At 69.3% G+C, this 11,651-nt stretch carries 13 protein-coding genes; 6 read left to right on the top strand and 7 right to left on the bottom strand.

Features of this window, described 5'->3' with window-relative positions:
• Positions 1–13: 13 nt before the first annotated feature.
• From WMF17_RS10005 to WMF17_RS10015, 3 genes are all read right to left on the bottom strand, one after another.
• Positions 14–310, bottom strand: a complete 297-nt coding sequence (locus WMF17_RS10005; protein WP_437601747.1) for a DUF2288 family protein — start codon at positions 308–310, stop codon at positions 14–16.
• 172 nt (positions 311–482) lie between these two features.
• On the bottom strand, positions 483–1,484 hold the full coding sequence (locus tag WMF17_RS10010) for an alpha/beta hydrolase (protein WP_437601748.1): 1,002 nt from the start codon (positions 1,482–1,484) through the stop codon (positions 483–485).
• A gap of 621 nt (positions 1,485–2,105) precedes the next feature.
• The gene (locus tag WMF17_RS10015; protein ID WP_437601749.1) at positions 2,106–2,321 is read right to left on the bottom strand and encodes a hypothetical protein; all 216 of its coding nucleotides are present in this window, start codon (positions 2,319–2,321) and stop codon (positions 2,106–2,108) included.
• Between the two features lie 97 nt (positions 2,322–2,418).
• Between WMF17_RS10015 and WMF17_RS10020 the strand changes: the two genes are divergently transcribed.
• The gene (locus WMF17_RS10020; RefSeq protein WP_437601750.1) at positions 2,419–2,730 is read left to right on the top strand and encodes a hypothetical protein; all 312 of its coding nucleotides are present in this window, start codon (positions 2,419–2,421) and stop codon (positions 2,728–2,730) included.
• A gap of 18 nt (positions 2,731–2,748) precedes the next feature.
• A complete protein-coding gene (locus WMF17_RS10025) occupies positions 2,749–3,765 on the top strand; it encodes a DNA/RNA non-specific endonuclease (RefSeq protein ID WP_437601752.1) in 1,017 nt (338 codons plus the stop codon).
• A 19-nt stretch (positions 3,766–3,784) separates the two neighbouring features.
• On the opposite strand, the gene WMF17_RS10030 is transcribed toward WMF17_RS10025, so the two are convergent.
• Together WMF17_RS10030 and WMF17_RS10035 are read right to left on the bottom strand one after the other, a co-directional pair.
• Positions 3,785–4,195, bottom strand: coding sequence for a nuclease A inhibitor family protein (locus tag WMF17_RS10030; RefSeq protein WP_437649065.1), 411 nt, complete (start codon positions 4,193–4,195; stop codon positions 3,785–3,787).
• A 118-nt stretch (positions 4,196–4,313) separates the two neighbouring features.
• Entirely contained in the window at positions 4,314–4,778 is a 465-nt protein-coding gene (locus WMF17_RS10035; protein ID WP_437651314.1) for a glycoside hydrolase family 97 N-terminal domain-containing protein, read from the bottom strand.
• A 478-nt stretch (positions 4,779–5,256) separates the two neighbouring features.
• Here WMF17_RS10035 and fbaA point away from each other — a divergent pair, with 478 nt between their 5' ends.
• Entirely contained in the window at positions 5,257–6,330 is a 1,074-nt protein-coding gene (fbaA, locus tag WMF17_RS10040) for a class II fructose-bisphosphate aldolase (RefSeq protein ID WP_437649066.1), read from the top strand.
• Positions 6,331–6,430: 100 nt separating this feature from the next.
• Here fbaA and WMF17_RS10045 read toward each other — a convergent pair whose 3' ends face one another.
• Both WMF17_RS10045 and WMF17_RS10050 read right to left on the bottom strand, forming a co-directional pair.
• Entirely contained in the window at positions 6,431–6,844 is a 414-nt protein-coding gene (locus WMF17_RS10045) for a hypothetical protein (RefSeq protein ID WP_437601757.1), read from the bottom strand.
• A 116-nt stretch (positions 6,845–6,960) separates the two neighbouring features.
• Positions 6,961–7,344, bottom strand: coding sequence for a hypothetical protein (locus WMF17_RS10050; RefSeq protein WP_437649068.1), 384 nt, complete (start codon positions 7,342–7,344; stop codon positions 6,961–6,963).
• A gap of 344 nt (positions 7,345–7,688) precedes the next feature.
• Between WMF17_RS10050 and WMF17_RS10055 the strand changes: the two genes are divergently transcribed.
• The 3 genes from WMF17_RS10055 to WMF17_RS10065 all read left to right on the top strand — a co-directional run bounded on the left by WMF17_RS10055 (position 7,689) and on the right by WMF17_RS10065 (position 11,644).
• Entirely contained in the window at positions 7,689–7,910 is a 222-nt protein-coding gene (locus tag WMF17_RS10055; RefSeq protein WP_437649070.1) for a hypothetical protein, read from the top strand.
• A 116-nt stretch (positions 7,911–8,026) separates the two neighbouring features.
• A complete protein-coding gene (locus WMF17_RS10060; protein WP_437649072.1) occupies positions 8,027–9,304 on the top strand; it encodes an AAA family ATPase in 1,278 nt (425 codons plus the stop codon).
• Positions 9,305–9,313: 9 nt separating this feature from the next.
• Positions 9,314–11,644 (top strand): hypothetical protein, encoded by a 2,331-nt coding sequence (locus WMF17_RS10065; protein ID WP_437649074.1) that lies wholly within the window; start codon positions 9,314–9,316, stop codon positions 11,642–11,644.
• Positions 11,645–11,651 lie beyond the last annotated feature (7 nt).

Below are 11,651 nucleotides of genomic sequence, written 5' to 3' on the forward strand. Positions count from 1 at the left end.
CGCCTCACCCGCCTCAGGAGGGCAGCGGCGAGGCCGGCCGGTGCACCAGCACGAAGGGCGCGACAACGAGGGACACGAAGCGCAGATCGCGCTGGAGCGGCCAGCGCGTGAGATCTTCGGCCGTGGGCTTGGTCAGCTTGCCGGCCGCGATCCAGGCCTCTACCGCGGCGGCGTCGTTCGAGGCGACGGCCTCGCCGACGTCCAGGAGGTCGAGGTCGGCCGCGACGAGGATGATCCCGTCGCGGGCCGCGTGGGCGCGGAGATCGGTCCAGAAGACCTCCCCGAGCGTCTTGGCGAGCCGTTCGCGCATGGGGGCAGCATAGAGCCCGGGCAGCCGCCGCCAAGCCGGCCAGGCGCCGCAGGTGGCGGTGCACCCCGCGAGCGCCGAGCCGCTCCCGGCAGCGCCTCACAGGAAGGGGGGAGGGGGTGACGCGCCGCGCAGCGCCGGCAGCGCGCGACCGGCCAGAGTCTCCCCTCGAGCGCTACCAGCCCATGTTGTGGTGAATCCAGCAGTCGATCTGCTGCCAGCCGACCGGCGTGCCGCGATGGCCATTCAGGATATGGCCCGTGCGAGGGACGATCGCGGTCGTGACGCGCTCGGCGCCGGTGTAGAGCGCCGCGTCGGAGTCTACATAGGACGCCGGCTGCAGCTCGTCCGTCTCCCCGAACTGGATGAGCACCGGGCTCGTCACGCCCTGGATGCCGGAGAGCGAGGGGTCCCCGGAGACGGCGAGGAGGCTCAGGAACTGCCCGCGGGTGTAGGTGTCGGCGATGGTGGCGTTGTCGAAGTCGATCAGCGCGGGGTCGGCGTTCGCCGCGTCGTAGAAGATGTCGGTGCGTATCTCCGGCGGGATCGCGATATAGGGCGTCTGCAGCAGCGCCGAGATCGCCTCCGGGGAGACCGGGATCGGGTGCGGCGTGAAGGCAAAGCCCGTGTTGACGAGGACGTCCGCGTCGTTGTAGGTGCTCTGAACGAGCGTGCTGGTGATGGCGCCGTTCGAGTGGCCGACCAGCGCGATGCGGCTGAAAGGCGTCTTGAAGACCCCGCCGCTGGTGCGCATCTCGGCGATGACCTGGTGCACGCTCTCGGCCGTCTGGGCCAGGTCGAGGAAGTCGCCGTCCGGGCGGCTGCTCTCCCCGGCCCCGAGCAGGTCGAGCGCCAGGACGGCGTATCCCTCCTTGGCCATGTACCGGGCGTAGGAATAGTCGCGTCCGCCCATCGACGGCATATCCCAGTATGCGTGCGTGTAGGTGAGCCCGTGGACGAGCACCTGAAGGGGGCGATACTTGGTGTGGCCGCGATAGTAGAGGTAGCCGACCACCTCGTACGTGTTGCCGTCGGAGAGGGTCACCGGGAACACCAGACGCTCGACCTGGGTGTGCTGGCTCGACGACGACGCCTCGGCCTGGCTCGCAGGCAGAGAGGTGGCCGCGAGCGTCGCCGAGAAGAGAACCGTGCTGAGTGTGCGGGAATACAAATTCATCAGTTGACCCTCATGGTTGCGGTAGGTGATTGGAGGTGAGGCAGCGTCTATCGCGGTGCGATATCTCGTGGTCTCTCAGCTCCAGCACCACCTCGCAATGCTCGCAAACACTGGACCAGAAAGCATCTGAACAACCAAGGTAGCGCACGAACGCCGCTCGTGCCGCCGTTTAACCGTATTTATCAATGCTTTTGGTCCTGGTTGCGTTCTCCGTACGTCGTCCGTGTGAGCCGCCCGAGCCGCGCATCCCGTCGTGCGACGTGGACGCTGCACAAATCGTTGCGTTATCCCGCAATGATTTGCGCCTGTGGATGACGCGGATGCGTGGTCCCGTGCAGATGCCGGAGCCCATCTCCTCGTTTCGGTTGCTGTGCTGGCAATAATTTTACTGCCACGCTTCACGGATTCTCGCTGTCCGTCATGGCCAGGAGGCGCCGTCTACGCACCGTCCCGGGACAATGCATCGGTATGAGATTTTCGCAGCCATGCTGCATTCGCCGCCCGCGGATGAGCCCGCCAGAGCCGGCGATGACGAGGATCCTCGACCACGGCGCGGGCGCTTCCTCAGGTCCCCCGGCGAGCGCCGCGCGCGCCGCGTCCACCGCGTCTACCGAGGCAAGGTCAATGCCGCTCAGAAGCTCGCTTCGCCGCCGACCCCCAGAGGTCGTAATCGAGCGTCATCGGAATGCCGCTGTAGAACACCGCCCTGCCCCCGAGCTTCCAGCCGCGCCCCAGATCGACCGCGGCGGCGGCGTTGAGCACGTGGCGGCGGTCGAAGGCCGAGTCGAAGGTCTCGCGGCCGACGTGGCGGACCGAGCGCGAGAGGGGGTAGGACACGAACCCTCCGACCCGCTTCGACAGGCTGCGATGCGCGTGGATCTCCAGCCCATGGGTGCTGCCGGTGCCGCGCAGCTCCGCCCGCTGCCCGAGGCCGATGTCGGTGCCGGGCAGCCCGTTGCCGAGTGCCGAGGGCGTCGCCGAGGTCGAAGAAGCCGCTCCGGAACGCCGAGACCGTCGCCTTGATCTCCTCGGGGAGCCGGAGCTCGACGCCGGCGCTCGCGAGCAGCCCTGTCTGCACGCCGCCGCGCAGGCCGCCGATCTGGAGGCCGGGCACGGCGCCGAGGAAGCTCGGCGGCTGGTGGGTCATGCCGAAGGCGCTCGGCAGGGCGACGTTCCGCGTCGCCTGCCGCTATCGCCCGGCACCGGCCGCGCATCGAGCTGGACGCTGGTGCCATCGCTGCCGTAGATAGCCGGAAGCGCTCACGTGGGCTCGAAGAGACGACAACGAAAGTCCAGGGGTTCGCGCGCGCTCGTCGCGCTCGTCGCCCTCGTCGTGACCGGGCTCAGCGCGGCGGGGGTCAAGTGCGGCCTCGAGCGCGGGCTCGAGGGGCTCGGGCTGGACCTCGGCCTGGACCGCCCCCCCGGGCCATCCCCCTCACCGGGCCGATCCACCGGCCCCTCGCCGCCGAAGGGCGCTCCGCCGAAGGGCGCGCCCTCGCCGCGGCCGCCGGCGCAGAGCGCCCATCTCGAGCTCGGCGTGCCGGCCCGCACGGGGGCGCGGGCCGCCCGGGCCGAGGCGCCGGCGTCCGACGATCACCTGATGATCAAGCCCCAGTATGCCCTCTCGTACAACCGCTCCAGGAACGTGGCGAACTGGGTCAGCTGGCGGCTCGACGCCGCCTCGTTCGGCGACACGCCCCGCCATCGGGGCAAGTTCCTCGCCGACGCGGCGCTGCCGGACGGATGGTACCGCGTGCAGCACGACGACTACACCGGCTCCGGCTTCGATCGCGGTCACATGGTCCGCTCCGAGGAGCGGACGCGAACCCCCGACGACAACAAGGCGACGTTCCTCCTCACGAACATCCTGCCGCAGCGGCACGACCTCAACGCCGGTCCGTGGCTCCGGCTCGAGGAGGCGTGCCAGGAGCTCGCGCAGAAGGAGCGGCGCGTGCTGTTCGTGATCGCCGGCGGCCTCTTCGACGAGCGCGGGCGCCCGACCACCCTCGGCAAGGGCGTCGCCGTGCCGGAGGCGTTCTTCAAGATCGCCGTGGTCCTCGAGCCGGGGCAGGGGCCGGACGACATCGGGCCGGCGACGCGGGTCATCGCGGCGGCGATGCCGAACGAGACGGGGATCCTGGAGCAGGGCTGGGGGCAGTACCGCACGACGGTGGACGAGATCGAGCGGCGCGCCGGCTACGACATGCTGACCGCCCTCCCCGAGGCGCTGCAGCGCACGCTCGAGGCGCGCACCGACGACGGGCCCGCAGGCGGCCGCTGAGCGGCGCGCCCTCCGTCGATCACGTCTCGACGACCTTCGTCTTGAGCCCGAGCCACGCGCCCGACGGGTGGCGGCCGAGGACGTAGACGTCGATCGCGACGCGCCCCACGCGGTAGACGCGAAGGTCGGTCAGGTGGCGCTCCAGGAGATCCGCGAGCCGCCGGTACCGCCCGGCCTCGGCCAGCGCCGCCTCGCCCGCGTCCTCGGCCGGCTCGATCACGGGCGCGAAGAAGTCGCCCGCGGTCGTGACCTCGACCGGCGTCTCCGCGGCGAGGCCCTCGGCCGCGAGCAGCGCGTCCGGCGACGACGCGTCCCCGCGCGATCGGAACGGCTGCAGCGGGTGATCGGACTCGCTGGGGAACAGCAGGTTCTGTGCGGCCTCCGCGAGGGAGGCGAGGAGCTCTTCGGGCGACGCGGGTTGGGCCTGCATGCGGATCTCCGGACGGGCGGCGCGGCGAGCGCAATCTTACCGTGAGGTGATCATTCTACCGTGAACCCGAAGACGTACGGCGCCTGCATCGACACGCTGTCCAGGTCGAGGGCGCTCTTCACGTCGGCCACCGTAGACCTCGAGGCTCGCCGTGTCCTCGGGGGTCGCCGGGCGGAGGCGGACCGCCTGGCCGCCGCCGGCCTCCATGGCCGCGACAAGCGTGTCGGCGGGCGTGACAAGGAACCGGCTCCGGGCGACCAGGGTCGGGCGCGTGTCGTAGTCGGCCTCGGCGTCGTCCGTGTACGTCTCGGCGACGAAGGCCCCCTCGCCGAGCCTCGTGGCTCATGAAGTTGGGATACGTGCGCTCCTCCCCGGTCGGCTTATCGGCCTCGTGCAGGGCCACGTAGAGGTCGCCCGGGAGTCGGACCATCATGGGCGTATTGGCATTCTGGGCTGCGCTGAGCGCGCCGCGGTTGTACAGCGACTCGTCGCCCTCGAAGTCCGCGCGCGTCCACCAGGCGGTGCCGTCCGAGGCGAAGCGAAACTCGGTGTCCTCGGAGGTGATGGCGAGCTGCCGCCGGATGGGCTGTGCTCGTCATCACCACAACCGGCGACCCCGGGGACGAGCGACGCGGCCAGGCCGAGCCAGGCGACCCGAGTGCGAATCCTTTTCGCGATCGTTGCGCATTCGATGGTCATGGGGCGTGGTCCGCCATGGCCCACCTCCCCGGTGGCGTCCATCGTGAGCCGTCCCCTGGGCCAGTGTTAACATGTTGAAATTGAACGAGTTTTTGCGATCGTGGCGCGGGTGGCGTCCAGGCGTGCTGGTTGCACTTGACATCTCAGGGAGGTTTCGGAGCCGCATCGTCCCGCGCCGGTCACCGGTGGTGACGCGATGCTTCAAGTCTGCAGCTGCGGCACGGGAGAAACCGCTTGCTCCCGGAGCTTCGGCGATGGTACCCGGACGCGCCCGCCCTGGGGATCCGATCCACCCTTCCGCTTTCCGTTGCCGCGTTGCATGCTCAGCGCAACCCGAGCAAGGAACAAGGATTCAAGGTGCCATGTCCAAGTTGAAGCTCAAGCCCGGCGTGATCACTGGTTCCGCTCTTCAGGAACTGTTCGAGTACATGAAGAGCGTGGAGTGCGCGCTGCCGGCCGTGAACGTGATCGGCTCGCACAGCACGGTCGCTGCCCTCCAGGCGGCCCGGGAGGCCAAGTGCCCCATCATCGTCCAGTTCTCGAACGGCGGCGCCCACTTCTTCGCCGGCAAGTTCCTGGACAACAAGGGCGAGAAGGCCGCCATCGCGGGCGCGATCGCGGGCGCCCACTACGTGCGCAACCTGGCTGAGGCCTACGGCGTGCCGGTCATCCTGCACACGGACCACGCCGCGAAGAAGCTCTTGCCGTGGGTCGACGGCTTGCTCGAGGCCGGCAAGAAGTTCTTCGAGAAGAACGGAGAGCCCCTGTTCTCCTCGCACATGCTCGACCTGTCCGAGGAGCCGCTCCACGAGAACCTCGAGATCTGCCAGAAGTACCTGCGGCAGATGGCGGCCCTCAAGATGACGCTCGAGATCGAGCTCGGCGTCACGGGCGGCGAGGAAGACGGCGTCGACAACAGCGGCATCGACAACTCCAAGCTGTACACCCAGCCGGCCGAGGTCCTCGCGGCCTACGACGCGCTCAAGCCGATCGGCAACTTCACGGTCGCCGCGTCGTTCGGCAACACGCACGGCGTCTACAAGCCGGGCAACGTGCAGCTCCGGCCGCCCATCCTGAAGAACTCCCAGGACGCGATCCAGAAGGAGCGCAAGACGGGCGCGAAGCCGGTCGACTTCGTGTTCCACGGCGGCTCCGGCTCGTCGCGCGAGGAGATCCGCGAGGCGGTGTCCTACGGCGTCATCAAGATGAACATCGACACGGACACGCAGTGGGCCTTCACGCAGCCCATCAAGAAGTTCATGGACGACAAGGGCGCCTACCTGAAGTCGCAGCTCGGCAACCCCGAGGGCGAGGACAAGCCCAACAAGAAGTACATCGACCCGCGCGGCTGGCTCCACCTCGGCGAGAAGGGCGTGGCCGCGCGCCTCGTCGACGCGTGCAAGGACCTGAACTCGTTCGACAAGTTCGAGTTCTGATCCGCGGCGGCAGCGAGGGCCCTGCCCGCCCGGGCGGGGCCGTCGTTCGCCGCGCGGACGCCGGCGATGCGCCGCGCGTCCTCTGATTGTCGGCGCTGGCTCACGAGGGCGACGGGGGCGCCTCGCGCAGCGAGCGGACGGGAGCGGCCGCGGCAGGGTCGCGGCGCGGCAATCGGGAGAGCGGCAGGCCGAAGAGGCCCAGCGCGGTGAGCTCGATCCCGAGCACGGGGAGGAAAGACGACCCCGCGAGCTCGCTGGCGAGGACCTGCACGAGGACGAGCGGGGCCGCGATCGACAGGAGCGCTGTCCGGTAGGGGACGCCGTGCAGCAGCGCGAGCAGCACGCCGACGATCCCGGCGGTCAGGCAGCCTTCGGCGCCGGGGAGCAGCTCCAGCGCGCCCGGGTCGCGCAGCGCGGCGCGGATCCACAAGAGGGCGCCGCTCCCCAGGAGGAGAAGCGCGATCGGCAGATTGCCAGAGGAGCGTGTCGAGAGCGTCCGGGTCTGGAAAGCCATGATCTCGGGCCGAGAGCACGCCATGTTCCATCGAGGCTCCCCGGCGGCGACGGCCGCGCGGCGCGCGGCGCGCGGCAGGGATTGCGCGGCGGCGCATGCCTTGCGTGCCACGCGCGTCAGGGCGCGGGATGGCCGGGCGGCCCGCCGGCGCCGACGTCGCGAGCGCCGGCGTCGCCGGCATCGCGAGCGCCGGCGTGCTCGCCGCGGCGTGCTGGATCGACGGGCGCGAGCCGGATGCCCAGGTTCAGGAGCTTCACGCAGTCCTGCTCGCACGTGGGCACCCCGTCCGGGGCCAGCGAGCACCGCGTGATCTCGACGAGCTCCCCCGTGCGCCCGTCGGCGACCAGCCGGCACCGCGCCGGGGTACCGGTCCGTGGGCACACCAGGGTGACCTCCGAGGCGCGGTAATGCCGCCGGGCGAGCAGGCGTCTTGTACAGACGACCAGCGATCCAACGCCGCCGGCAGTCGCCAGCAGCACGACGAGCCAGTCTGCCATCATGATCCCCTCCGAAGAGCCGCAGCGCACATCACAGCAAACGATGCGCCATCCGGGGCGCCGGCGTGACGGCCCAGCGTGCGCGGCAGATCGCGCTCCTCGCTGGTGCACGCCGTGCGCCCTTTCGCGCACAGCGTGCGTGACGGCAGGCGGACCAGCCGCTCGGCCCGCCGGATGCGCACCGGCGGGTCGGGAGCGAAGGGCTGCGGGACGCGGGATCCACGGCAGACGATGTGACCGCGATAAGCCCCGGACGGCTCGCCTCGCCTGTGCCGCGGTGCACCCTCGCGCGGCTCGGTGATTGCAAAAGACCCTGCATCGGCCGATGGCCGCGGGAGGAGGGCGCGATGAACTGTCGTCTGGATGCACCGGAGAAGCTGGCGTGGCTCGAGATCGAAGGTGGCGGCGTGGAGCCACGGCAGGTGAGCTGCCCGCGTCGAGGGGAGGCGACGGACGTGCGGGAGTGCGTCGCGTGCAAGCGCTACGCGACGCTCGCGCTCCATCCGAGCGGGAAGAAGATCTATGTCGTGTGCGAGCCGTTCGACGACGCGCCCGCCGAAGAAGCGTAGCGGCGCGAGGGGCGCCAGCGCCGGGAGGCGGGCGGACGGAGCGCGGCGCACCTTGAATGCCCGGCGAGGACGTGCGAAAGCCTGGCGAGCCACGAAGGCGTACGGAGAGCGTCTCGATGACCCCTCGCCCCAAGCCAACCCGCTCGGCCTGTTTCCAGCCGGACAACTACATCGATCTGGCGCTGTTCACGAACCGGGAGGAGCTCCTCAGCGACTTGGTGGAGAGGCTGAAGAGTGTCCTGGAGCCTGGGGGGCCTGGGCAGGCGAGGATCCTGGTTCGCGGGCATCGTGGGGTCGGAAAATCGATCCTGACCCGCAAGGCGCTCGACACGGTCATCTCGTCGCCCGGCGCGCTCCGGGTCATCGTGGACGGCGCCCAGACGGGCCACGGCCCTGACGCCGTTCTCAAGCGCATCGCAGCCGACCTCGGCCGCGAAGCCACGGAGAACGCGAACGACCCAGCGCTGCAGAAGGGCGCGGAGCTGCTCCAGCGCTTTGCCGCGCTCACGAAGGTCAGCGTCAAGGAGGTTCGCCAGTGGTCGCGCAACATCCAGCTCGGCGCTGCGGTGAAGTCCAAGCTCGTAGAGAGCGTCCAGGTCGAGTTCGGCATCAGCGGGGCCGCCGGCCGGGTCCGGACCGTCGAGGAGTCGTACGAGCGCGCGATCGACGCCGAGTTCCTCAGGGACAAGGTGCAGGACTTCCTCAGCGATTGCCGCGCCGCCGGGGAGCACGTCGTCCTCTTCGTCGACAACCTCGATCAGGTCGGCTACGCCGAGATAGAGGAAGACGTGCGTCGGGTCACGGACCTGGCGAAGGCCATCCTCGGCTTCCGGGACTGCGTGGTCGTCGCGAACCTTCGGACCGAGTTCGTGTCTGCGGATCTGCGCAAGCTGTACTCGAACGAGGTCGTCGTGAAAGGCCTGGAGCCCGAGGAGCTCCTCCGGATCGCGAAGACACGGATGAGCACGGCAGGCCAGGACAAGCGCCTGGCCCTCAAGGAAGCAGGTTTCGAGAAGCTGGCAGCGAAGCTTGCCTCGTGGACCACGAATGCCTGGGGGTATCTCTCGTGGCTCGCCGATCTCGACTACGAGCGCATCGATTTCCCGCCTGATGATGGGGATCGCCTGCGCGAGGCCTTGCTCCGGATCGCCGAGAATCGCTTCGCTGGGCTGCGCGGCGAGGAGATCCGCCGGGTGGCGGCGGCGTTCAAGCACGCCCCGCATCAGTTCCTCACAGGCGTCGAGCTCGACACGCACGGCGTGACGCAGGAGCTCCGGGAGCGCGCGCTCCGTTACGGCGCGCTGGTCCCCGACTGGCTGCTCAGCCCCGATCGTTACATGCTCTCGCCAGGGCTCCACTTCCTCTGCGAGCACGCGGCCGGGCTGGCTCCCTGAGGAGGCCGCGTGCGCCTGTTTGCCGGCGATCATTTTCCGCGCCTCGCCGTCCAGAGCGGTGATCTGCCGCGGCCGTGGGTGATGCCGTCCGGGCTCCCGCGCGCGCACCGCGACCGTCTCGCGGTGTTGCTCGCGCAGGCGCTCCGGGCGCTCGAACCGGAACTGAGGCTGGTTCAGCTCCGCTGGGCGGAGCGGCACTCCCTGGTGTCCGGCCGCATCAACCTGCCGAGCTCGGTGCTCGTGTGGTGGCGCATCGACGCCGTCCCGGTGGTGAATCCGGAGGCGGTCGTGCTCGACGGCAGCAAGATGACGCCGGGGCTCACGCTGTACGACTTCGATCAGGAGGTCAGCCTGCCCGCGGAGGCGTGGCTGGGGCCGCTGAAGATCGGGGTGCTCCACCGCATCATGGACCGGCTGCTCGACGAGCGGCCGGTGGGGACGCACGAGGAGGTCGCTGATGCGTTGCGAGAGCTCTCGGCCAGGCTGGTTAGCCCGATCGATCTCGTGGACGCCGCCGAGGCGATGGTCGAGGTGGAGGCCCAGGGCGAGGGGCTCGACGCGTCGAAGGCAGAGGCCGTGGGCCGCGTGATTGCGGGACGGTTCACGACGGGAGCCGCGGAGAGCGCCGTGCGCGCGCTCGTTGCGATCGGCAGGGGCGAGACGCTTGGCGACGAGGAGTACGAAGCGCTGTACAAGGCGGGGCTCGCCGATCGGGGAGGAGTGGTACCGCTGCTCGACGTGCTCCGGAACGAGGAGATGCTCCGGCGGGCGCTGGTGCAGGTAGTTGCGCAGCGGCGGTTCGAGGGGAGTATCGCGGAGCTGGCGCCCGGCCTGTTTCCTGACGAGCGTCGGGTGTCCGTGCAGGCTGGCGTGGACCTCGTGCCTCCCCAGACGCTGAGTACGAGCGATGAACACTCATCCAGCCTGCCCGAGCCCCAGGCCAAGATCATCCGCCAGGCGCAGGAGATGATCCAGCGCGGCGATACCGAGATGGGCGCCCGAGTCCTGCTCCGAGCTCTCCAGCAGCGCGAGGACAGCGCCTGGACGCGCGATGATCTGCTGGCAGCTGGGCTGCTCCTGCTCGAGGTATCGACGAAAGACGACGTCCAGCACGGCGAGAACATGGACGTAGCGTCAATTGAGTGGCTCGCGGCGATCTACGACGCTGCGAGCGACCTGCTCGAACGTTCCGGCGCTGTCCTGGAGGCGACCGTGAACGCCCTTCACGGCGCGGGATTCACTCGCGTCCTGCTTCATCGATGGAATGAAGCGGCGGCGTTGCTCGAGCATGGGCGCTCACTGGCGGCGGCCTCCGGCAACCGAATGGGCCTTGCTGCCTGTCTGAGCAGTCTCGCTACGGTCATGCTTATGATGGGACGCGTGAACGCGGCTCTGGAGCTCGCCGAAGAGGCCGCGCCGCATTTTCGCGCCCTTGGGATGCGAGTTTCAGAGTGTGCGACGTTGAAAACTGTCGGCGACGCCCGGATGGAGCTCCATCAAACCGAGGGAGCACGGGCTGCGTACGAGCAGGCACTCGCCGCGCTCGGCGACGCCAAGGAGCCGGTCACCAGGGGCACCATACTGCTTTCCCTTGGACGGCTCTGGAAGCTCGAAGGCAGTTTCAAGAATGCGCGCCAGGCCTTCGAGGACGCTCTGTCGTTGTTCCGGGAGCGCAGCTCTCGGAAGAACGAGGCGGCTGCCCACGAGGCGCTGGGAGAGCTATCGCTGAGCCGGAGCGAGCCGCTCCGGGCTCGAGAGGCCTATGAAGAGGCGGTTCCACTCTACCACGAGCTCGGTGACCAGCTCGGCGAGTTGACGGCGCTCGCCCGCCTCGGCGATGTGCATGCATCTATGAACGCGCTCGCGCTCGCGCGTGACGCCTACGACGCGGCCCTGGAACTCGCGCGCGAGCTCGGGAACCGCTCGTGGGAAGCCTCGCTGCTCTTCAGATGTGCCGCAGTGCGCGACCGGAGCGGGGACCGGGAGGGGGCCGTGCGAGAGTACGAGGAGGCGCTGCACGTATACGAGGAAACAGGGGACTTGGCAGCCCAGGCACGTACGATGACGGCGCTCGGCGACGTCGAGCTCCGCCTCCCAGAACGCCCTGGTTACAGGGGTGAGGCGGCCCGCTGGTTCGAGCTGGCCGTGGCTCGCTGGCGCGATGCGGGTGATGCGGCGGGCCTGGGTGAATCTCTGTATCTTCTGGGCATGATGCGGTATTTTCAGGATCGGACCCAGGAGGCGAGGGAGACGCTGGCGGAGGCCCATTCCATCGCGCTAGCGAATGCGAACGAGGTGCTTGCAGCTCGGGTGAAGTTATTGAGCGACAAGCTGCGCTAGGGGCCGT

Origin of the sequence: Sorangium sp. So ce362 (assembly GCF_051519845.1) — a bacterium.
Lineage (GTDB): Bacteria > Myxococcota_A > Polyangia > Polyangiales > Polyangiaceae > Sorangium.